The organism is Pelagibacterium montanilacus, from assembly GCF_003992665.1.
Taxonomy (GTDB): domain Bacteria; phylum Pseudomonadota; class Alphaproteobacteria; order Rhizobiales; family Devosiaceae; genus Pelagibacterium; species Pelagibacterium montanilacus.
Genome location: NZ_RZMX01000025.1, coordinates 76,950 through 98,327, shown reverse-complemented (window position 1 = coordinate 98,327; position 21,378 = coordinate 76,950). Strand labels below are relative to the sequence as shown.

Annotated in this window: 24 protein-coding genes and 1 tRNA gene; 14 read left to right on the top strand and 11 right to left on the bottom strand. The window is 66.5% G+C overall.

The features are described 5' to 3' along the window. Window positions 1-167 precede the first annotated feature (167 nt). From EO136_RS09400 to EO136_RS09375, 6 genes are all read left to right on the top strand, one after another. Window positions 168-365 carry a twin transmembrane helix small protein gene (locus tag EO136_RS09400; protein ID WP_127144181.1) on the top strand — a complete coding sequence of 66 codons (198 nt, stop codon included), beginning with the start codon at window positions 168-170 and terminating at the stop codon, window positions 363-365. Window positions 366-374: 9 nt separating this feature from the next. Continuing rightward, a complete protein-coding gene (locus EO136_RS09395) occupies window positions 375-968 on the top strand; it encodes a cob(I)yrinic acid a,c-diamide adenosyltransferase (protein WP_127144180.1) in 594 nt (197 codons plus the stop codon). A gap of 197 nt (window positions 969-1,165) precedes the next feature. Beyond that, window positions 1,166-3,019: a diguanylate cyclase gene (locus tag EO136_RS09390; protein WP_164730514.1), complete on the top strand. Its 1,854-nt coding sequence runs from the start codon at window positions 1,166-1,168 to the stop codon at window positions 3,017-3,019. A 105-nt stretch (window positions 3,020-3,124) separates the two neighbouring features. Then, a complete protein-coding gene (locus tag EO136_RS09385; RefSeq protein WP_127144178.1) occupies window positions 3,125-3,805 on the top strand; it encodes a rhomboid family intramembrane serine protease in 681 nt (226 codons plus the stop codon). 81 nt (window positions 3,806-3,886) lie between these two features. Continuing rightward, complete coding sequence (locus EO136_RS09380) at window positions 3,887-4,075, top strand: YjfB family protein (RefSeq protein WP_127144177.1); 189 nt, start codon at window positions 3,887-3,889, stop codon at window positions 4,073-4,075. A 3-nt stretch (window positions 4,076-4,078) separates the two neighbouring features. After that, window positions 4,079-4,477: a DUF1801 domain-containing protein gene (locus tag EO136_RS09375; protein ID WP_246018313.1), complete on the top strand. Its 399-nt coding sequence runs from the start codon at window positions 4,079-4,081 to the stop codon at window positions 4,475-4,477. 143 nt (window positions 4,478-4,620) lie between these two features. Here the strand turns inward: EO136_RS09375 and EO136_RS09370 are convergent, their stop codons facing one another. Beyond that, window positions 4,621-6,483: a DEAD/DEAH box helicase gene (locus EO136_RS09370; RefSeq protein ID WP_127144176.1), complete on the bottom strand. Its 1,863-nt coding sequence runs from the start codon at window positions 6,481-6,483 to the stop codon at window positions 4,621-4,623. Between the two features lie 212 nt (window positions 6,484-6,695). Continuing rightward, window positions 6,696-7,343 (bottom strand): TlpA disulfide reductase family protein, encoded by a 648-nt coding sequence (locus EO136_RS09365; protein WP_127144175.1) that lies wholly within the window; start codon window positions 7,341-7,343, stop codon window positions 6,696-6,698. A 40-nt stretch (window positions 7,344-7,383) separates the two neighbouring features. Between EO136_RS09365 and argH the strand changes: the two genes are divergently transcribed. Further along, window positions 7,384-8,766, top strand: coding sequence for an argininosuccinate lyase (argH, locus tag EO136_RS09360; RefSeq protein WP_127144174.1), 1,383 nt, complete (start codon window positions 7,384-7,386; stop codon window positions 8,764-8,766). Between the two features lie 36 nt (window positions 8,767-8,802). After that, window positions 8,803-10,038: a diaminopimelate decarboxylase gene (gene lysA / locus EO136_RS09355; RefSeq protein WP_127144289.1), complete on the top strand. Its 1,236-nt coding sequence runs from the start codon at window positions 8,803-8,805 to the stop codon at window positions 10,036-10,038. A gap of 6 nt (window positions 10,039-10,044) precedes the next feature. Here lysA and EO136_RS09350 read toward each other — a convergent pair whose 3' ends face one another. Continuing rightward, entirely contained in the window at window positions 10,045-10,449 is a 405-nt protein-coding gene (locus EO136_RS09350) for a response regulator (protein ID WP_127144173.1), read from the bottom strand. Between the two features lie 144 nt (window positions 10,450-10,593). Further along, window positions 10,594-11,427, bottom strand: coding sequence for an MJ0042-type zinc finger domain-containing protein (locus tag EO136_RS09345; RefSeq protein ID WP_281280376.1), 834 nt, complete (start codon window positions 11,425-11,427; stop codon window positions 10,594-10,596). A 201-nt stretch (window positions 11,428-11,628) separates the two neighbouring features. Here EO136_RS09345 and ftsE point away from each other — a divergent pair, with 201 nt between their 5' ends. The 4 genes from ftsE (at window position 11,629) to EO136_RS09325 (ending at window position 14,550) form a co-directional block, all read left to right on the top strand. After that, complete coding sequence (gene ftsE / locus EO136_RS09340) at window positions 11,629-12,288, top strand: cell division ATP-binding protein FtsE (RefSeq protein ID WP_127144171.1); 660 nt, start codon at window positions 11,629-11,631, stop codon at window positions 12,286-12,288. Further along, a complete protein-coding gene (locus EO136_RS09335) occupies window positions 12,281-13,201 on the top strand; it encodes a cell division protein FtsX (RefSeq protein ID WP_127144170.1) in 921 nt (306 codons plus the stop codon). Before ftsE ends, EO136_RS09335 begins: the two co-directional genes overlap by 8 nt. A 28-nt stretch (window positions 13,202-13,229) precedes the next feature. Beyond that, a complete protein-coding gene (locus tag EO136_RS09330) occupies window positions 13,230-14,039 on the top strand; it encodes a lysophospholipid acyltransferase family protein (RefSeq protein WP_127144169.1) in 810 nt (269 codons plus the stop codon). Window positions 14,040-14,214: 175 nt separating this feature from the next. Continuing rightward, window positions 14,215-14,550 (top strand): hypothetical protein, encoded by a 336-nt coding sequence (locus tag EO136_RS09325; RefSeq protein ID WP_127144168.1) that lies wholly within the window; start codon window positions 14,215-14,217, stop codon window positions 14,548-14,550. Between the two features lie 420 nt (window positions 14,551-14,970). Here the strand turns inward: EO136_RS09325 and EO136_RS09320 are convergent, their stop codons facing one another. Then, window positions 14,971-15,567, bottom strand: a complete 597-nt coding sequence (locus EO136_RS09320) for a gamma-glutamylcyclotransferase (RefSeq protein WP_127144167.1) — start codon at window positions 15,565-15,567, stop codon at window positions 14,971-14,973. Between the two features lie 219 nt (window positions 15,568-15,786). Here EO136_RS09320 and EO136_RS09315 point away from each other — a divergent pair, with 219 nt between their 5' ends. Then, complete coding sequence (locus tag EO136_RS09315) at window positions 15,787-16,743, top strand: DUF2125 domain-containing protein (RefSeq protein ID WP_127144166.1); 957 nt, start codon at window positions 15,787-15,789, stop codon at window positions 16,741-16,743. Between the two features lie 33 nt (window positions 16,744-16,776). On the opposite strand, the gene EO136_RS09310 is transcribed toward EO136_RS09315, so the two are convergent. From EO136_RS09310 to EO136_RS09300, 3 genes are all read right to left on the bottom strand, one after another. Then, window positions 16,777-17,700 (bottom strand): prephenate/arogenate dehydrogenase family protein, encoded by a 924-nt coding sequence (locus tag EO136_RS09310; RefSeq protein WP_127144288.1) that lies wholly within the window; start codon window positions 17,698-17,700, stop codon window positions 16,777-16,779. Further along, window positions 17,700-18,830, bottom strand: coding sequence for a pyridoxal phosphate-dependent aminotransferase (locus EO136_RS09305; protein ID WP_127144165.1), 1,131 nt, complete (start codon window positions 18,828-18,830; stop codon window positions 17,700-17,702). The genes EO136_RS09310 and EO136_RS09305 overlap by 1 nt, the downstream gene beginning before the upstream one ends. Before the next feature lie 96 nt (window positions 18,831-18,926). Continuing rightward, complete coding sequence (locus EO136_RS09300) at window positions 18,927-19,661, bottom strand: methyltransferase domain-containing protein (protein WP_127144164.1); 735 nt, start codon at window positions 19,659-19,661, stop codon at window positions 18,927-18,929. Window positions 19,662-19,769: 108 nt separating this feature from the next. On the opposite strand from EO136_RS09300, the gene gloB reads away from it, so the two are divergent. Further along, complete coding sequence (gene gloB, locus EO136_RS09295; RefSeq protein WP_127144163.1) at window positions 19,770-20,537, top strand: hydroxyacylglutathione hydrolase; 768 nt, start codon at window positions 19,770-19,772, stop codon at window positions 20,535-20,537. Window positions 20,538-20,547: 10 nt separating this feature from the next. On the opposite strand, the gene EO136_RS09290 is transcribed toward gloB, so the two are convergent. The 3 genes from EO136_RS09290 to EO136_RS09285 all read right to left on the bottom strand — a co-directional run bounded on the left by EO136_RS09290 (window position 20,548) and on the right by EO136_RS09285 (window position 21,378). Then, on the bottom strand, window positions 20,548-20,847 hold the full coding sequence (locus tag EO136_RS09290; RefSeq protein ID WP_127144162.1) for a hypothetical protein: 300 nt from the start codon (window positions 20,845-20,847) through the stop codon (window positions 20,548-20,550). 192 nt (window positions 20,848-21,039) lie between these two features. Further along, window positions 21,040-21,171, bottom strand: coding sequence for a hypothetical protein (locus tag EO136_RS18965; RefSeq protein ID WP_281280375.1), 132 nt, complete (start codon window positions 21,169-21,171; stop codon window positions 21,040-21,042). 130 nt (window positions 21,172-21,301) lie between these two features. Next, window positions 21,302-21,378, bottom strand: a tRNA-Arg gene (locus EO136_RS09285).

The window sequence follows — 21,378 nt, the reverse complement described above, 5'->3', positions numbered from 1 at the left end:
CGGAGCACGGCCGCCCGGGCTGGGGCAAGCGGTCGCCGCGACACTCGGTCCCGCCCGCGCACGGGTGTGGCCCAACCGGCCCACTGAAGCGTATAAGGGGCAAAAGTGCCAAGGCTTTGACATATCGCGCTCCGACACAGGCGCTCCAGAACCCAGGGACCACAAGAATGGAATTCCTCGTCAATCTCGCCATCGTCATCGCCGTCGCGGCGGTCGCGATCATCCTCGGGATGGGGCTTTACAACATGTTCAAGGGCGGCTCGGGCAACACCAGCCAGAAGCTGATGCGGGCGCGCGTCGCCATGCAGGCGGTGGCGGTGGCCCTGCTTATGGCCGCGCTCTACTTTTTCGGCCCGGACCGGTAGGCGGGGGACATGGTCAAGCTCAACAAGATCTACACCCGTACCGGGGACGACGGCACCACCGGGCTCGTGGACGGGCCGCGCCGGCCCAAGGACGATGCGCGGATTTCCGCCTTCGGGGCGGTGGACGAAACCAACGCCGTTCTGGGCCTGGCCCGGCTCGAAACCCGGAACATGGCGCGGCTCGATTCGACACTCGCGCGGATCCAGAACGATCTGTTCGACCTGGGCGCCGATCTCGCCACCCCGGGGTCGGATGCGGATCGCAGCTATCCGGCGCTGCGAATCAGCGCGGCGCAGGTGGACTGGCTCGAAGCCCAGATCGACCAGAACAACGAGACCCTGGCGCCCCTCACGTCCTTCATCCTTCCCGGGGGCTCGGCGCTTTCCGCGCATCTGCACATGGCCCGCACGATCGCGCGCCGTGCAGAACGCGATACGGTTGGCCTCGCCCGGGTCGAGCCGGACGTCAATCCGGCGGCGTTGCGCTATCTCAACCGGCTCTCGGACCTCTTGTTCGTCCTGGCCCGCCTGGCCAACGGCGCGGGCAAGGCCGACGTGCTCTGGGAGCCGGGGCGCAATACTGGCAACGAGAAGAAGGGCTAAGAGCATATCCTGTTCTGATTGAGTCAGAACAGGAGCTCCAAGTCCCTGTTTTGTTGCGCGCGCCATGCTCTGCGGCGGCAGGGAAGTGGGGTGCGTTTTAGGCGCGCGTTAATAACTTGGCCAAATCCCCCGGCCCGCGATAACCCGACCTTAACATGGGTTGCCGATGCTGGCCCTCCATCGAGGCAGGGCGCGGCATGATCAAGGAACTGTTTGCGAGCTTCGCCGTGGTTGCGCTGTTCGTCGCGATCTGGGCGCTGTCCCAGGAATGGGTCCGAAGCTGGCCGCGGCGCGTCAGGATGGCGGGCGCGGGCCTTTATATGGGCGCGGCGGCGATCGCCACGATGATCATGGCCGTGCCGTTCCAGTCCGGCTTCTTTTTCGACCTGAGAAGCGTTCTGGTGGGGCTGGCGGGTTTTTTTGCCGACCCACTGGCGGGCGTGATCGCCGGGCTGATCGCGGCGGCGTACCGCTTTTCGCTGGGCGGCGCGGGTCTTTATGCAGGCTTTGCGACGATCGCCTTCGGGGTGGCCGCGGGATGGCTCGCTTACTGGATGCGCCGGGAGTTCGGCGCCTGGACACAGGCCACTATCGTGTTTTGCCTGCTTCAGGCTGTATCGCCGCTGATCACGCTCTATTTCTTGCCCGCGCCGTTGCGCGAGCGCGCGTTCTTTGACGCCGTGTTCCCTATGATGGGGTTCAATCTGCTGGCTTCGGTTCTCTCGGCGATCGGGATCGAGATGAGCCGGCGCCGGGGCTGGCTGATCCATATGCTCCGGGCCTCGATCGCCCAGGCCCCGGACTATTTCTACGTCAAGGACCGGCACAGCAGGCTGGTGATTGCCAACAAGGGCGTGCTGGCGTCGCTCGATATGGGCCAGCTCAAGGCGATCTTCGGCAAGACCGATTTCGACTTTTCTCCGGTTGAGCGCGCCCGGACGCTCTATGACGAGGAGCAGGCCCTGCTGGCCTCGGGCGTTGCCATGGTGGACAAGGAAGAGACGCTGCCCACCGGCAAGGGCGGGATCCGGACGTTCCTGACTACCAAGACCCCGATCCTGAACGAGGACGGGACCGTGGCCGGGCTGGTGGGGGTGACCAAAGACCTCACCGAGCGGGTGACCCTCGAGCGGCAATTGCGGGAAAAGCAGAGCGAACTCGACACCCTGTTTTCGGGCATGTCCGATGGCCTGGCGCGGTTCGACGGGGACAACCGGCTGCTGTTCAGCAACGCCAATTACCAGGCGCTTTTTCCCCGCACGGGGGACGTACGCCAACCCGGCGCGCTGCTGGCCGACATCCTCGATGCGGTCCTTGCCACAGGCGAGCAAAACATCGGGGATCGAGATCCCGAGCAATGGAAGCAATGGGTCCTGACGCGCACAAGCGAGGGGGGCGAAGAGCAGGTTTCGCTCGCCGACGGGCGCTGGCTGCACATCAAGTCCCGGCGGCTCGAGACCGGCGGGTCGGTGGTGATCGTCTCGGACGTGACCGCGCTCAAGCAGGCCGAGGCCAAGCTGGCCGATGTGGCCGAGCAATTCCGCGTGCTGGCGACCACCGATGCCCTGACCGGGCTGCACAACCGGCGCGATTTCGACCACGCCTGGGAGAACGAGTTCCTGCAGGCCCGGCTGAACGGCCACGACATCAGCCTGATCGTCACCGATATCGATCACTTCAAGGCCTATAACGACACCTATGGCCATCCGGCGGGGGATGCCTGTCTGCGCCAGGTCGCCGATTGCGTGCGCAAGGGCTCCCAGCGCGGGCCCGACATGGCGGCACGCTTTGGCGGGGAAGAGTTCGCGGTGATCCTGCCGCGCACCGACACGGCAGGGGTGGCGGCGGTTGCCTCGCGAATCCTCAGCGCCGTGGAAGGGCTGGCCGTTCCCCATAGCGGCAGTCCTGCCGGTGCGGTGACCGTGAGCATCGGAAACGCCACGCTCAGTGCGGGCCAGTATGCGAGCGCCGACGCGATGCTCAAGGCTGCCGACGACGCACTCTATCGCGCCAAGGCCGAGGGGCGCGGGCGGGCCATGGCCGCGGCCTGACCGGCGCGGGCAAGACTCGGGGCGCTCACCCTTTTTGGGCGGTTCCCCGGGCGCGGAGGTGGTGTATAGCTTTGGGCGAGGCACACTCCGGGGAGCGCTCGCGCGATGTTTCTGCCGCTATACGATTCCAACAAGATCGCCCATATCGAGTTTCCCGTCGTCAACTACGCGCTGATCGCGGTCACGGTGCTGGTGTTCCTCGTGCAGGTCGCGGGCGGGCAGATGGCGCTCGACCAGGCCCATATCGAATACGGCATGATCCCGGCGGTGGTGACCGGGGTGGTCGAGGGACCGGCGCCCTGGCTGCCCGACCAGCTGACGCTGTTTACCTACATCTTCCTGCATGCCGATTTCATGCACCTTGCCACCAACATGCTGTTTCTCTGGGTTTTGGGCGACAATATCGAGGATGCGCTGGGCCATGTGCGCTACCTCGCCTTCTACCTGCTTGCCGGGGCGGCGGCGGCGCTGGCCCATATGGGGTTCAACCTCGGGAGCTACGGGCCGCTGATCGGGGCCTCGGGCGCGGTAGCGGGCGTTATCGGCGCCTATATGATGCTCTATCCCAATGTGCGGATCTTCGTTCTGGTGCGCATCGTCATTCCCCTGCCCATCACGCTGCCGGCCTGGACGGTGCTGGGGCTGTGGATCGGCATGCAGTTCTTTTCGCTGCTGGTCGATCCCGATGCGGGCGTGGCCTGGTGGGCCCACATCGGGGGCTTTGCCGCCGGCGTGGTGCTCGTGGTGCTGATGCGGCGCCGGGGCATCCCGCTCTGGCGCAAATAGCGGGGGTCCTTGCGCTCAACCTTTTGTTGACCATAGACCCCTAGACTGGGGGGACCAATCGGACCGGCAAGGAAACAGGCGATGAGCGAGCTGGCGGGTGTCGCGGTGGCGATGAAACAGGCCCAGACACAGAACACGGCGCAAATCCTGATGACCAAGAAGGCCCATGAGATGGACATGGCCATGATCGACATGCTGACCCAGGCGGTCGAGGCAGCCAAGCCACCCGCGCCCCAGGGCATGGGGCTGGTGCTCGACAAGAGCGCCTGAGCGGTGAGCGGCGAGGAGGAAACGCCCGCGTCCGAGCGGATCGACGCCAAGATCTCCGCGCTCGGGGACTGGCGGGGCAAGACGCTCGCCCGCATGCGGGCGCTGATCCACGAAGCCGAGCCCGAGGTGATCGAGGAGGTCAAGTGGCGCGGGGTGCCCGTCTGGTCGCGGGGCGGGATCGTGTGCACCGGGGAAGTCTACAAGGCCCACGTCAAGCTGACCTTCGCCAAGGGCGCCTCGGTGCCTGACCCCGAAGGGCTGTTCAACGCCAGCCTCGAGGGCAACATGCGGCGCGCCATCGATATCGCCGAGGGCGAGACGGTCGACGCCGAGGCCTTCAAGGCGCTTTTCGCCGAGGCGGTGGCGCTCAATCTTTCCAAGACGAAGCGCCCGCGTTCCTAGAGCATATCCTGTTCTGATTGAATCAGAACAGGAGCTCTAAGTCTTTGATTTGTCGCGTTTCCGAACCGGAAAAGTGTTTCCACTTGTCCTGGAAACGCTGCAATAGCAGGCCGGGAGCGGATCCCGGCCGCGGTGTCTTTCGCTCAGTAGCGGTCTTTCTTGCCGGGCTTGGTGCGGCTTGGGCCGGACTTTGCGCCGGGTTTGGCGTTCTTGGGCTTGCGGGGCCCGGGCTTGCCCTCGAACATTCCGGGACGGGCGTCGCCATCCGGGCCGGACTTGCGCGGCTTGCCCTTGTAGGGGCGGGGGCCGTCGGCTGAAAAATTGGGGCGCGGCTTGCCGCTCCGGCCGCCGCCCGGCGCGCTGGCCGGGGTGATGCGGATGCCTTTTTCCAGCGTACGACCGTCCTTGACCTGCTCGGCAAAGGCGCCGGCCCGCTCGGGCGAAATCTCGAACAGGGTTTCGCTGTCCTCGATGCGGATCGAGCCCACATCGGGCTTTTTGACGCCGCCGGCCTTGCAGATCATGGGCAGGAGCCATTTGGGGTCGGCGCGCTGCTTGCGGCCCAGCGAGAGCGAGAACCAGACCCCGCCGCTCATGCGTTCGGGCTTGCCGCCTTCGCGCGGGGCGTCGCGGTCGCGGCGCCTTGGCCCGCGATCGGCGGAGAGCTCGACCGGGGAAACCTCTTCGGGGGTGGGGCGCGCGGCCCATTGATTGGCAAGGAGCGCGGCGGCGAGCTGGCGGGGGGAGAGTTCCTCGACCAGCCGGGTGACGAACGCGGCTTCCTCGGCCTCGGGTTCGGGGGTGGCGCGCGCATCCTCAAGGATTTGGTCGCGATAGCGCGCCTCGATCTCCCCGATGGTGGGGGCGGTGCGCACGCCGGCGTCGAGTCCGGCCATGTCGAGCACGCGGTCTGCGGCCCGGCGGCGATGCTCGGGCACGATCAGAACGCAGATGCCCTTGCGGCCGGCGCGCCCGGTGCGGCCCGAGCGGTGCAGGAGGGTCGCTGGGTTGGACGGCACGTCGGCGTGGATGACGAGGTCGAGATTGGGCAGGTCGATGCCGCGGGCGGCGACGTCGGTGGCCACGCATACCCGGGCGCGGCCATCGCGCATGGCCTGGAGGGCGCTGGTGCGCTCGGACTGGGCCATTTCCCCCGACAGCGCCACGGCGGCAAAGCCGCGATTGGCGAGCCGGGCGGCGAGGTGACGGACGGCCTCGCGGGTGTGGCAAAAGACCAGCGCGCCGGTCGAATCGGAGGCGAGCAGGGTGTTGATGATGGCGTGTTCGCGCTCGTCGCGGCGCACGACCATGAGCTGGTATTCGATATCGGTGTGCTGCTGGCTGCCGGCGCCGGCGCTCACCCGGACCGCGTCGCGCTGATAGGTGCGGGCCAGCTCGGCGATGGCGCGGGGCACCGTGGCCGAGAACAGAAGGGTGCGGCGCTCCTCGGGAGCTGAGGACAAGATGAACTCGAGATCCTCGCGAAAGCCCAGATCGAGCATTTCGTCGGCCTCGTCGAGCACCACGGCGCGCAGGGCCGAGAGATCGAGCCCGCCGCGCATGATGTGGTCGCGCAGGCGCCCGGGCGTGCCGACCACCAGATGGGCGCCGCGCTCGAGGGCCCGGCGCTCGGTGCGCATGTCCATGCCGCCCACGCAGGTGGTGGTGGAAATTCCGGTGCGCGCATAGAGCCAGTCGAGCTCGCGCCGCACCTGCATGGCCAGTTCGCGGGTGGGCGCGATTACCAGCCCCAGAGGGGTGCTGGCCGGCATGAACCGGTCATTGCCTTCAAGAAGCGTGGGGGCAACCGCCAGCCCGAAGGCCACCGTCTTGCCCGAGCCGGTCTGGGCCGAGACCAGAAGGTCCGAGGCTTCCTGGCCGGGCTCGAGCATGGCGAGCTGGACCGGGGTCAGCGCGTGATAGCCCTGCGCGTCGAGCGCGGCGGCAAGGGCAGAGGGAATGGACGCGGGCAGCGGGGCCAGCGGCGTTTCTTGAGACTGGGTCATGGCATCGATCTTTGCGGAGAGCCGCCTGGGCCATGTCCTTGTCCGACTGCTTCGGAAAAGGGGGGCTTCAGGTCTTTGAAATGTCGCGGTAGCCTCGTGGAGAACCGTATCCGGGTTTCCATGAGGGAAAGCGCACTCCTACCAGCTTGGGCGCCCCGGGGCCAGCACAACCTTGCCTCTGGCGCGCAAAGGGCCTCTTGCGCGCCGTGTCCTTACAGCGAGAGCAGCGTTTCGATCACCCGGTCGCCATCGGCGCTGTCCCAATGAGCGGGGCCCTGGAGGACCGCAACCTCGCAGGCCTCCTCGTCGAGCAGCACCGTGGCGGGGAGCCCGAGGGTCACCGCCTCGTTGCGCAGGCGCTCGAAGACCTTGTAGGAGGGGTCGGCGTAAAGCGCGAGATTGTCCGCGCCGATCTCCTCGAGGAACTGGTCGGCAGCCACCGGGCCGTCGCTGCCCATGTCCAGGCTGATCGCCACCACCTCGAAGTCCTCGCTGCCATAGCGGGCCTGCAGCGCGTCAAGATCGGGCATTTCCTCCCGGCAGGGGGCGCACCAGGTGGCCCAGAAATTGACCAGCAGCTTCTTGCCCGAGAAATCGGCGAGGGTCAGGGGATTGCCCTCGCTGTCGATAAAGGCGAGGTCGGCATATCCCCGGCCATTGATCGAGGCGAGGAGCGCGGCAAGTTCGCCCTGGGCCGAAGCGTCCATGGTCTGGGCCACGTCCTCGCGGATTTCGCAGCTCTGGGCGAGCCCGGTGCCGGCATTGCTAAGCCAGAGGGCGGCCGCTATACCTAGCGCCGCGACGGACACCCCTGCAGTCACGAACAGCGATATGCGCCTGGGTTCGGTTCGTCCTGTCATTTCGCCAACTTCTGTTCAACTTAGAGTTTCTGGGGCGCCGATGAGCAATCGCATGTGGGGAGGACGGTTCGGGTCCGGTCCCGACGCCATCATGGAAGAGATCAACGCCTCCATCGATTTCGACAAGCGGCTCCATGCCCACGACATCGCCGGCTCGATAGCCCATGCGACCATGCTTGGGGAAGTCGGCATTCTGACGCGCGACGATAAGGACGCGATCATCGCCGGTCTAGAGGCGGTGCGCGGGGAAATCGATCGCGGCGAGTTCACCTTTTCGCGAGAGCTCGAGGACATTCACATGAATGTCGAGAGCCGGTTGCGCGAGATGATCGGGGACGCGGCGGGACGGCTGCACACCGCGCGCTCGCGCAACGATCAGGTTGCGACCGATTTCAGGCTTTATGTGCGCGATTGCGTCGATACGCTCGCGGGCCAGATCGAGACGCTCCAGAAGGTTCTGGTCGCGCGCGCCGGGGACGAGGCGGGCACGGTGATGCCCGGGTTTACCCATCTCCAGAGCGCCCAGCCGGTGACCTTCGGGCACCACATGCTGGCCTATGTGGAAATGCTTGAGCGCGACAAGGGGCGGCTGCTCGATGCGCGCCGGCGCCTCAATCTCAGCCCCCTTGGATCCGCCGCGCTGGCGGGAACGTCCTTTCCCATCGACCGCGAGATGACGGCCAGGGCGCTGGGGTTCGACGGGCCGACGGCCAATTCGCTCGATGCGGTCTCGGACCGCGATTTCGTGCTCGAAGTGCTCTCGGCGGCCTCGATTTCGGCGATGCACCTGTCGCGCTTTTCCGAGGAGCTGGTGATCTGGTCCTCGGCCCAGTTCGGGTTCGTGGCGCTCTCGGACAAGTTCTCGACAGGGTCCTCGATCATGCCGCAAAAGCGCAACCCCGATGCCGCCGAGCTGATCCGGGCCAAGATCGGCCGGATCTTCGGGGCGTTCACCTCCCTTTTGATGGTGATGAAGGGCCTGCCGCTCGCCTATTCCAAGGACATGCAGGAAGACAAGGAAGTCGCGTTCGATGCGCTCGACACCTTCTCGCTCTGCCTTGCGGCCATGACCGGGATGGTGGGGGACCTCGTGGTCAACCGCGAGAAGATGGCGGCGGCGGCGGGGGCGGGGTTCTCGACCGCGACCGATCTGGCCGACTGGCTGGTGCGGGCCGCCAACGTGCCGTTCCGGGAGGCCCACCACATCACCGGGCGCGCGGTTTCGGCCGCCGAGGCCAAGGGCTGCGGGCTCGAAGGGCTGACCATTGAGGATTTCAAGGCGATCGACGAGCGGATCACGAGCCAGGTGTTCAAGGTGCTGGGCGTGGACAATTCGGTCAAGTCGCGCACCAGTTTCGGGGGCACGTCGCCGGCCAACGTGCTGGCCCAGGTGTCGGCCTGGCGCGAGCGGCTGGGAGCCTGACCGGTGGTCCATCATTTCGAATATCGCGGCGGGGTGATGCACGCCGAGAACGTCAGCCTTGCGGCGATCGCCGATGCGGTGGGCACGCCGTTCTACTGCTATTCGGCAGCCACGTTCCGGCGCCATATCCGGGTGATGACCGAGGCGTTTGCCGGGTTCGACACCCTGGTCGCCTACGCCATGAAGGCCAATTCCAACCAGGCGATGCTCACGATCGCCGCCGCCGAGGGCGCGGGGGCGGACGTGGTCTCGCTGGGGGAACTCGAGCGGGCGCTCAGGGCCGGCATCGCGGCTGAGAAGATCATCTTTTCAGGGGTCGCCAAGAGCGAAGCGGAGATCGTGCGCGGGCTCGAGGCGGGCATCTTGTGCTTCAACGTGGAATCGGAGCCCGAGCTCGAGCGCATCGCGGCGGTGGCGGGGCGGATGGGCGTGGCCGCGCCCGTTTCGGTGCGCATCAACCCCGATGTGGACGCGCGGACCCACGCCAAGATTTCGACGGGCAAGTCGGAAAACAAGTTCGGCATCGCCTATGAGCGCGCCGAGGCGGTCTATGCCCGGATCGCAGACCTCGCCCATGTGCGGGCGGTGGGCGTCGACATGCATATCGGCTCCCAGATCACCGATCTCGAGCCCTTCGACAACGCGTTCGCGCTGCTGGCCGAGCTGGTGGGACGGCTGCGCGCCGCGGGCCACACGATCGAGCACGTGGATGTGGGCGGCGGGCTGGGCATTCCCTATCGCCAGGACGCGCCGGCCCCGCCCGATCCGCTCGCTTACGCCGAGATCGTCACCAACCGGGTGCGCGATCTGGGGTGCCGGCTGATCATCGAACCGGGGCGGCTGATCGCGGGCAATGCCGGGGTGCTGGTCACCAGGGTGGAATACATCAAACCCGGCGAGAAGAAGAATTTCGTCATCGTGGACGCGGGGATGAACGATCTGATTCGACCCACGCTCTATGAGGCCCATCACGATATCGTCCCCGTGCGCGTGCCCCAAGACGCGGACCGCACGTTCCGGGCCGATGTGGTGGGACCGGTGTGCGAGACCGGGGATTATCTCGGGCTCGACCGGGACCTGCCCGCGCTTGGCGAGGGCGATCTGCTCGCGGTGATGACGGCGGGGGCCTATGGCGCGGTGATGAGCGGGACCTACAACACCCGACCGCTGGTGGCCGAAGTGCTGGTGGAGGGCGACCGCCATCACGTGATCCGGCCACGTGAGACGCTCGAAGCGCTCATCGGCCGGGACAGCGTACCGGACTGGCTTTGATCGTGCTCAGAGCGCGGAGCGGGCGAGCGGGATGATCTCGGCGGGCCGCCCCGAAAGCGCATCATCGACCTTGCCGATGAGCTGGGCCAGCGAGAAGGGCTTGTTGAGCACGTCGTAGATCAGGGCGTCGAGCCCGTGAGCGCGCTCGCGCTGGTCGGCAAACCCGGTCATCAGCACGATGGTGATGTCCGGATAGTCGGCGCCCGCGGTCAGAGCGAGGCTGATGCCGTCCATGACCGGCATCTTGATGTCGGACACCAGAAGATCGAAGGCGCCCTGGCGCTCGGCGAGGATTTCGGCGGCCAGCCCGCCATCTTCGGCCGGGGTCACCTCGTGGCCGGACATCTCGAGCGCACGCACGACGAAAGCGCGAACGTTGTCGTCGTCTTCAGCTACCAGAATGCGCGCCATACCCGCCTGTTCCCTTCATCAATCTGTCCCCGTGGGGTGCCTGAGACCCGGCCATCGGCCCGCCGGTCGCAAGGGTTGCCCGCCCCTGTTGTGGCGCAGCGAGGGCTGCGCAAAAGTTAACGGCGCGCAGATTTGCCCGCTCGTTCACCGATTTTCCCTGCCCGATTCCAGAAACCGCAGCCGGACCCTTTCGACGCCCTGAGGCGGATTGGTGAGCTGGGTATCGATGGCGATGACGTCTCCGGGCAATATGCTGCGCTCGGCGGGATTGACGCTCCACTCGTAGATCATCGCGCCGTCCTCTCCCAGGAGGGAAACCAGAACCGGCGGCACCTGTGCGATCGCCGGAGTGACATTCCCGATCCGGGCGGTGACGACAAGAACCGCATTGCCGTCACGCGTGGTCCTCAGGGTTTCAATCTCTGTAAAATCCAAACCAACGACATTTGTTCCAAGTCCGACAAGCCTGTAGACCGAATCGAGCTCGGGGACGGCCCGGACGATGTCGGTGCGCATGAGGAGTGCGATGGCGACAAAGGCGAGGACGCACACCGCCAGAACCACCCGTCCGGCGCGCCTGATGCGTGCCAGAGGCAGTTTGCGGGCGATGTCGAGCTTGCGGCGCGCCAGGGCCTCGGCGCCCGGGTCGGGAGCGGGCTGGCGGGCGGGCTGTTTGGGCTTGTCCCCGGCGCGTCGCCTTGGCCGCTGGCGCGGGGCGGTGCCGGGATCGGCGCGCACGAACGCGTCGTCGAGCAGCTCCTCGTCGGCGGCGTCAAACAGGGTGTCGTCGTCGTTGATATGGGCGATTTCGTCGGCGTCGGGCTCGGGATCGGCGAGGGGGGCCTTGCCCGCGGGAAAGCTCGGGGTCGCCATCCAGGCGCTGGCGCAGGTGGCGCACTGGACCTGACGCCCAGCCGCGCCGATGGCTTCGGCGGCCACGCGGTATCGTGTGCGGCAATTTGGGCAGGTGATGATCACGGTCTGGGCCCAGGGTTCCTGATGTGTCGCGCGTCCGAGCCAGAACAGGGCTTCCGGTTTTTTCGGAAACGCTCTGGGTCCCCAAGATTAAGCGGGGTGAGGTTAAAACTCTTGAAACGGTGCCCTATTGCGGCCACTGCGATGGTCAAAGGCTGGCATTTCGCTAGTATCGGGCACTTATTGATTCGCGGAGCGGTGGGTTTGATCGCGTTCGAAAACGTCGGGCTGCGCTATGGGCACGGTCCGGAAATTCTCAAGGATCTGACGTTCAGGATTTCTCCCGGTTCGTTCCACTTCCTGACGGGCCCCTCCGGGTCGGGCAAGACATCGCTGCTCAGGCTTTTGCTGCTTTCGCTCAAGCCCACGCGCGGGTCGGTGTCCCTGTTCGGCGAGGACGTGACCACGCTCGACCGCGACCGGCTGTTGCAGATGCGCCGGCATATCGGGATCGTGTTCCAGGAATTCCGGCTGCTCGATCATCTGACCACGTTCGAGAATGTGGGCCTGCCCCTGCGGGTGCGCGGCCAGGCCGAGGCGAGCTATCGCGCCAATGTCGAGGAATTGCTCGACTGGGTGGGGCTGGGCGACCGGATGGATGCCCATCCGGCGGTGCTTTCGGGCGGGGAAAAGCAGCGCGCGGCCATTGCGCGCGCGGTGATCGCCAAGCCCGATATCCTGCTGGCTGACGAGCCCACGGGCAATGTGGACCCAGAACTGTCCGAGCGGCTGCTGCATCTCTTCGAGGAGCTCAACCGCATGGGGACGACCATCATTCTCGCCACCCACGAGCTGAACCTTCTGGAGAAATTCTCCTATCCGCGCATGCTTCTCGAAGACGGGGAGCTGAGCTTTCATGACTGAGGGCCGCAAGCTGGGCTGGCCGCGGCCCAACGCCATCGTGCCGGCGCAATCGGTGGCCGGGCGTACCCTGATGCTGCTGATCGGCATCATGACCTTCCTTTCGTGCGTCACCTTCGGGGGCGTGCTGCTGGTGCAGAACTCGGCGCTGGCCTGGTCGGCCGATGTGGGCCGGGAGATCACCGTGCAGCTCCGGCCCATCGACGGGGAGGTGATGGACAGCAATCTGCGCCTCGCGGTCTCGCTGGCCGAGGCGATCCCCGGAGTTGCGGGCACCGAAGTGCTCAGCGTGGAAGACAGCGAGGCGCTGCTCGAGCCATGGCTGGGCGCGGGGCTCGATCTTACCGACCTCTCGATCCCCCGGCTGGTGATCGTGCGGCTTTCGGACCCCAACGGGTTCGATATCGGCCGGCTCGAGCGTGACCTCGCGACCATTCCGGGCACCACGATCGAGACCCATGCGGCCTGGCGGGTGCAGCTCAACACCATGGCCGGCACTGTGGTCGTCTCGGGCATCCTGGTGCTGGGCCTGATCCTCGTGGCGACGGCGCTGGCCATCGTCTTTGCCACGCGGGGGACCATGTCCACCAACCGCGACATCGTGGACGTGCTGCATTTCATCGGGGCCTCGAACCGGTTCATCGCCGGCGAGTTTCAGGGGCGGTTCCTTTTGATCGGACTGCGGGGCGGGGTGTTCGGCGGGGTCGCGGCGATCCTGTTCTTCACCATGGTGAGCGCCGCCATGAGCACGGTGGTTCCCGACGAATCGGGTCAGCAGATCGGGATTCTTTTCGGGCAGTTCTCGCTGGGGCTGAGCGGCATTCTGGGGCTTGCCGGCGTGGTGCTGGTGATCGCTGGGCTGACGGCGATCACCTCGCGGTTGACCGTGCGACGGTTCCTCTCCCAGATTTCGTGATTCCCGGGCGCAGCAAGGATACGGGCAAATGATCGTTCAGGCTGTTCGCTCCACGCTCTTTTACCTCGCGTTCTTCGTCCATACTTTCTTTCTGGCGCTGCTCGTCGGCACCATGGCCAAGCTGATGCCGACCCGGCGCAAATCCGGATGGGCGATCGTGCGCTACTGGTCGGTCGCGACCCTTTTCCTGCTGCGCTGGCTGGTGGGTATCCGCAGCGAGGTGACCGGCATGACAAACCTGCCGGAGGGCGCCTATATCGTGGCGGCCAAACACCAGTCCGACTGGGATATCTTCGCCATCCTGCCCCACATGGGCCAGCCGGCCTTCATCGCCAAGAAGGAACTGCTCGCGATTCCCTTTTTCGGCTGGGCCGCCGCATGGATGAATGCGGTGCCGGTCGATCGCAAGCGCGGGCGGGACGCGGTGCCGCTGATGCTGGCCAGCGCCCAGGAGGCGGTGGACCGGGGCTGCGAAGTGATCATCTACCCCGAGGGCACGCGCCGGGCGCCGCTCGAGGCGCCGGCCTACCGCTCGGGCATCATACGCATGTACGTCGCGCTGGGGGTTCCGGTGGTGCCCGTGGCGCTGACCTCAGGGCTCTACTGGGGGCGCAACAGCCCCGTGCTGTGGCCAGGCAAGGCACGGGCCAGATTTCTGCCGCCGATCGCGCCCGGGCTCGCGCCCGCCGAATTCGAGGAGCGGCTGATCGCGGCCATTGAGGGCGAGACTGACCGCATGATCCTTGAGGACGTGCAGGCGGGGCTCGCCCGGCCCATCTCCCCAAGGCTGAGGGCGCGGATCGCCGAGCTCGAGGCGCGGATGGGCCAAGCATCCTGATCGCGATGTCTTGAATCCAGAGATTGTATTCTGCCGAAAATTAGACACAATATGTGGGCTCAATCCGGATCATGCGGGGTGGAGCGCATGGAGCGCAATTGACATCTGCGGGTGTTTGTTCTAATTTTGTTCTTGTTGGCGCGATGTTCGCGTCCGGGGGCAGCGAGGGGTAGCCATGACACGAAGCATTGCCCAGGGAGCCGGGAGAGGCTCGGGGACGACCGTCTGGTTCGGACGCTCGGGCCAACGCTATGGCCTCGAGCGGGTCGATGCGACCGGCGCGACCCTGATGGAGGGATGGTTTTACGTCTTGGCCGGTGATGCGGTCGGCTGGGCCGGCACGGCCGAGGACCTGATCGCCGATCAGGCGAGCCGGGAGCGATTCCGCCGCGCGCTGGCCGAAGGCATGGCCATGTATTGCCTGCCCGATCCGGGCGACGACCTCTCACGCATGACGCTGGTCTGGGATCTTGAGGGGGTGCGCTGCCCTTTGGTGCGCAGCGCTGCCTGAATGAATGCCCGGCCCTGCCTGACTGATCAATGAAGGTCAGCGCGCCGTGTCGCATTCGAGGGGCAGTGCCGGCGCACGCGGCTAACCCGAGAACCGGAGGGTGGGCAGTGCCCGTCCTTCCGAAGAATCGGACGGTGGTCCGGGCGGTGCCCCGATGGCCGCTGTAAAATGCCACTTACGGTGCCGGCGCGTGCTCTCAAGGCAGGCGGCTGCCTCTTTCGACCATTGGTGCGGGAGGGGGAGCGGTATCGCGGTCTGGCTATGGGAGAATGGAGGGAGACCGGTGCCTCCCTCTCCAGGGTGGCGCTCGAGCGTGCTCTGAACCTTGTCCGGTTCCGAGTAAATCGGACCGGGAACTCCCGGTCTTTGGCTCGCCGGGTTTCCGATCTGGAAAAGAGTTTCCACTCTCCTGGAACCGCTCTATCGCGCACCGGCCGGTCCGGATTGCGGTTTGCCCGCTTCGTGCATCTCATCGGTGGCTGCGCTGCGCAGCCGGGCGCTCAGGGCGTCGAGGCGGCCGTCGGGAATGCCGAGTTGTTCGAGGTGGCTGGCGGTGTTGACCACATAATCGGCGTTGGGCCCTGACGCGCCGCTGGCGCGCCTGACCAGGGCGAACTGGTCGTCGATGGCCAGTCGGCCTGCGTACTGGATGTGGCCGGGATCGGTGACGAAGGTGAGGGCCGGGACGATCTCACCGCTGGCCAGCTTCACCGGGCGGCGGGTTTCGCGATAGACGCCGGTCACCTGCTCGCGCTCGCGCAGATAGTCGCGCACCTCGATCCACCGCTCGGGGGCGACCTCAAAGGCCATGCCGATGCACGATCCGCCCCGTTCAAGCCCGAAGACGAGGCCGGGCTGCTCGGGTGTGCCTCTGTGCCGGTGCGAGAAGATGCACAGGCGCCGGTGCACGCCGCGCATGAGGGCGCGCTCGGCGCGAACAAAAGGGAAGCCCGGCCGCCAGATCAGTGATCCATAGCCGAACACCCAGGACAGGGGCTGGTCGTTGTCATTGGCCATGCCGTCTTCTTGCCATGGGGCCATGAAAGGCACAAGCGGGCCGGTGGACGATCGCTGCCGGCCCTCGTCCCGGCGCGTTGCGCGTGGTTGCGCAACGGGATCGGCCTGCCGCCGGTCCCTCTCGAGAAAAGCTGAGCAGCGCCGGGGCGCCATGCGGTGGGCTGGCGCGGGCAAAAAAGTCCGGTGACGGCCAGGAGGCGAACCGGTAAGAAGGCTGCCATGAAGCGTTTTGTCATTGTCATCATCATCGTGCTTGCCGTCTGCGCCCTGTGGGCCGGCGTGTGGCTGTTCGTGGCCAGCCAGATCGACACCGAGCTCGCGGCGCTTGAGAGCAATGACGGGGTCATGGCGCCTCGTCTCGAATGCGAGACGCGCGCGGTGCGGGGGTTCCCGTTCCAGTTCGCGCCCCGGTGCGAGGGCGCGCGGATAACCTCGGGCGACATAACGCTGGCCGTCAACTCGATCTATGGCACCGCGCTTATCTATCGGCCCACCCATATGCAGCTTTTCGCCGAGGGACCGGCCGAGATTTCCGATGCCTTTACCGGTTCGCGCCAGCAGCTCGACTGGGAGAGCCTGCGCGCCAGCCTGCGGCTCTCGGGCAGCACGATCGAGCGCTTTTCGGTGGTGGGCGAGGAGCTGGTGTGGTCGGACCTCCTGTTCGGGGACACGGTGCTGGGCGCGGTAGAGGGCGCGGAAATCCATCTTGTCGAGGGCGGAGAGGGCGAGGCTGCGGGCTCGGTGCTCGATCTCTTCGTCCGGCTCGAGGGCGCCGGGATGGGCGGGCTGCAGATCGCGAACGGGCAAGCAACGCTCGACGGTCAGTTGACCGCGGTGCCCGAAATGGCGCTCTGGGGCGATCCGCGTATGGCGGCACTCTGGCAGGCCAATGGCGGGGTGCTGACGGTCCGGGCTCTCGACGCTGTGGCCGAGGGGCTGTCGCTCTCGGCCAGCGGGGAGATGGCCCTCGATGATAACGGCCTGTTGATGGGCAGCGCCGAGGTGCAGTCCCAGGGCGTGGTGGAGCGATTCGGCGATTTCTCGGACGACCCGATGGCCGCGATGCTGCTGGGCCGGCCCGACGACGAGGGCGTCTACAGTCAGACGCTCAGCGCCCGGGGCGGGCAGATCTTTATCGGCCTGCTGCCGATGGCGACGGTGCCGCCGGTCTTTTGAGCCGGGCGGCTGGTTCTTTTTTCGGGATAAGCGCTACCGGGACGTGCCGTCGTCCTCATGGGCGCGGCCGAAATCGGGCGCGTCGGTTTCCTGGCCAGCGTCGATGATCGAGCGGCGGATGGCGCGGGTGCGGGTAAAGAGCGTCTCGAGCGCTTCGCCATCCCCGACCCTGACGGCGCGCTGGAGCGTGCTGAGATCTTCGAGGAACCGGCCAAGCATTTCGAGCACCGCCTCGCGGTTGGTCAGGAACACGTCGCGCCACATGACGGGATCGGACGCGGCGATGCGGGTGAAGTCCCGGAAGCCTCCGGCCGAGAACTTGATGACTTCTGACTTGGTGACCGTTTCAAGGTCGTCGGCGGTGCCCACGATATTGTAGGCGATCAGGTGCGGCACGTGGCTGGTGATGGCGACGACCAGATCGTGGTGGTCGGCGTCCATCAGCTCGACATCGGCCCCCAGCGCGCGCCAGAAGGCGGCGGTCGTCTCGATGGCCTTGGGGTCGGTGCCCGGCTCGGGGGTGAGGATCGTCCAGCGATTGGCAAAGAGCGAGGCAAAGCCGGCTCCGGGCCCCGAATGCTCGGTGCCCGCCATGGGATGGCCGGGCACGAAATGGACGCCCTCGGGCAGGTGCGGGCCGACGGCGGACAGAACGTGGCGTTTGACCGAGCCCACATCGGTGACGATGGTGCCGGGAGCCAGATGGGGGGCGATGGTGCGCGCGATGGCCTCATAGGCGCCCACGGGCGCGGCCAGGACCACGAGATCTGCGCCTTTGACGGCTTCGGCGGCGTCCAGCGTGTACTGGGTGCCCAGCCCCAGGGCGCGGGCTTCCTCGAGCGTGTCGGCGCGGCGGGTGGAAATGGCGATCTCGCGCGCGAGCCCCTTGCGCCGGACGGCGTGGGAGATGGACGAGCCGATCAGCCCGATCCCGATCAGTGCGATCTTGTCGAACATCATTGGTCCATGAAGTCCTTGAGACAGGCAGCGACCGCCCGCATGGCGGATTCGCTTCCGATGGAAATGCGCAGGCCCTCTGGGATGCCATAGCCCCCCATCTCGCGGACCACGAGGCCCTCTTCGAGCAGCGCCGCATTGGCATCGGCAGCGGTCTTGCCGGGGGTGTCGGGGAACAGGACGAGGACGAAATTGCCCTGGCTGGGCAGGACGCGCAGGCGGTTGGACGAGAGCTCAGCGGTCAGCCAGTCGCGCCACTGGGCGTTGTGGGCCTTGAGCCGCGCGATAAAGGCGAGGTCACGGGCCGCGGCGGCGGCGGCAAGCTGGCCGGGCATCGTGACGTTGAAGGGCCCCCGGATGCGGTTGAGCACATCGATGATGGCGGCAGGGCCATAGAGCCAGCCCACGCGAACGGCGGCGAGGCCCATTTTCGAGAAGGTGCGGACCATCACGACGTTTTCGGCGCGCTCGACGAGCGAGATGCCCACCCCGTAATCTGGGTCGGTGACGTATTCGGCATAGGCCGAATCGATCGCGAGGATGACGTTGGCGGGCAGGCCCGCATGGAGCCGGTCGAGTTCGGAGGCCGGCAGGCAGGTGCCGGTGGGGTTGTTGGGGTTGGCGAGGTAAACCAGCCGGGTCTTGTCGGTCACAGAGGCGAGGATGGCATCGACATCGGCGTGGTAGTCGTTTTCCTCGGCAAAGACGGGCACGCCGCCTGCCGCGCGGGTGACGATGGGATAGACCATGAACCCGTAGCGCGAGATGACCACCTCGTCGCCCACCCCCACGTAGGCCTGGGCAAGCAGGTGCAGCACCTCGTCGGACCCCGCGCCCACGACGATCCGGTCCGGATCGATGGCGTTGACCTCGCCGAGCGCCTCACGCAGGAGCCGCGAGGAGCCTTCGGGATAGATCTCGAGCCGGTCGGCGGCCGCGCGGTAGGCTTCGATGGCGCGCGGGCTGGCACCGAGCGGGGATTCATTGGCCGAGAGCTTGATCGGCGCGCGCGCATTGCCCGTGCTCGAGCGTCCGGGCACATAGGCGGAAATCTCTAAAATGCCGGGCTGGGGCACGGGGCGGGGCAGGGCGGTGTCAGTCAGCTTGGAGGTTTCAGTCAGCTTGGACATGGGCAGCCGGTCAACCAGAGCGCAGGATAAGGGCGGGATGCGGGCGGACCATAGTGAAACCGGTGCGCCAAGGCAATCGGGCGCAAAACGGTCGCGTCAGGGCCGGCTGCGCGCGGTCTGGCCGGCGAAGACCGTGCTGGGGGCGCTGGCGCTGGCGCGCTTGCGGCGTGTGACCGCGGGCACCTGTTCCTTGCGCGCGTGCACGCACATGACCCCCGCGAACGTCGCGCCCAGCATCCGCCCGGTGCGCTCGAACACCCGGGCCGAGCGCACGATGGCGCCCCGGTTGAAGGGCGGCACGTAAAGGCATTCGCGCCAGGCGCGGGGGGTGAAGGAATGGTCGCGCAGGAGCTTTTCGAGCTGGCTGCGCGAATAGGGGCGGCCCTGGCCGAAGGGGGTGTTGTCCATGCCCGCCCAGAGCCCGCGCCGGCGCGGCACCGCGATGACGAGATCGGCGCCGGGCGCGCAGACCCGCCAGAGCTCGCGCATCAGCTCTTCGGCATCGACCACGTGTTCGAGCCCGTGGACGATCAGCACCAGATCGACCGCCGCGTCGGTGAGCGGCATTTCAAGGGGATCGCACAGAACCGTGTGGTTGGGTGCCTCGGGCGGCCAGGGGGCCGCGCCCTGCCGGGCTGGCATGAAGACCAGAACCCGCTCGGCACCTCCAAGCGTTGCGCCCAGATAGGGGGTGGTGTAGCCCAGCCCCAATATGCGCCGTCCGGTGACGTCGCCCGCCAAGGCGGACACCTGTTCGCGAATCAGGCGGCGGGCAAGCCGGCCCAGCGGGGTGCGGTAGAACCGCGAGAGGCCGTCGACGTCGGGGGTCATCACGCATCCCTTTGCTTGGGCCGCCATTATGTGCGTGTATCGGGCCCAGAGGTCAAACCGTTGCGGCCCCGAAGGCCTGCAGCGCGCCAACGAGACTGACAAGGAGGCATCATGGCCGAGATCGTGGTCTTTCCCGCACGTTCGGACAATTACGGCTACCTGATCCATGAGGAGGCGACCGGACGCACGGTTTCGATCGACGCGCCCGAGACCGAGGCGATCGTCGATGTGCTCGAGGCGCGGGGCTGGACGCTGACCGATATTCTCGTGACCCACCATCACCACGACCACACCGAGGCCATCGCGCCGCTCAAGGCCAGATATGGGGCGCATGTGACCGGCCCACGCGGCGAAGCAGACAAGATCGAGGGCCTCGACGCCCTGGTTTCGGGTGGCGACAGCGTCACGATCGGGGAGATGGTTTTCGAGGTGATCGACACCCCGGGCCATACGCTGGGGCATGTGTCGTTCCACGCGCCCGCGCTCAAGGCGCTGTTTTGCGCCGACGCGCTGTTCTCGCTGGGGTGCGGGCGGATGTTCGAGGGCGCGCCGGGGCCCATGTGGCAGGGGCTCAAACGCCTGCGGGCGCTCGATCCGGAGACGATGATCCATTGCGGTCATGAATACACCCAAGCCAACGCTAAATTTGCGCTCAGCGTGGATGGGGAGAACGCGGCGCTGGTGCGCCGGGCCGAGGAGGTCGCGCGGCTGTGCGAGAAGGGCGAGCCCACCATTCCCAGCCGGCTGGGCGAAGAAATCGCGGCCAACCCGTTCCTGAGGGCCGACGATCAGGGGCTGGCCGAGAAAATGGGGCTGCCGGGGCGTCCGCCCGAGACGGTCTTTGCCGCCCTGCGCAAGGCCAAGGATGACTTTTAACGGCGCGCGGTCAGCTCGGGTCGAACCGGGTGTTCTTGGTTTCCCCGACCTGGCGGGCGAGCTCCTGGAATGAACGCCCCTCGCCCGAGGCGGCGTTGGCGAGGATCAGGAACCGGGCGGGAAAGGCCATGGCATCGCGCTGGGCGGGGGAGAGATCATCGCCCGCCCGTGCATCGAGTGCGGCGCGCTCGGCCTTCTTCATGGCGGCATCGATCTCGGTGCGGCTGATCACCCCGCGCTCCACGAGAGTGTCGTTAAGCGCGGCAATGGTGAGATAAAGCCCTTCGAGCTGAAGGTTGGCGACGTTCATGGTCCTGGCTCCCTGGTCGAATGGTGCCCCCGGCGGGTCCCGGGCTAGAGCATATCCTGTTCTGACTGAATCAGGACATTGGCTCTAAGTCTTTGATTTGTCGCGTTTCCGAACCGAACAAGTGTTTCCACTTTTTCTGGAAACGCTCTAAGGGTGGGGCGGACGCCGCGGCCCGCGCCCACCTCTGCCGAGCTATTTCTTGGGCTTCTTGTGCTCGCCCAGCGTGACGGCGCCCTTGAGCGAAGGCGCTGCTGCGATGGTCTTGGGCTTTTCCTGCTTGGGTTTCTTGGTTTCGCGGTTTCCGCGTATCTGACCTTTGGCCATGGGGGTTGTCCTGACAAAGCACGGCGCAAGATCGCGCCGTAGCGGTGATTATCTCACCGGTCAGGGCGTTTGGCCAAGCAAATCGGCGCGATACCAGCAGATGGGGCGGGGAGGGCGCGACGGCGCAAAGTGGTGATCCCGGCGCGATTCGAACGCGCGACCCCCAGATTAGGAATCTGGTGCTCTATCCTGCTGAGCTACGGGACC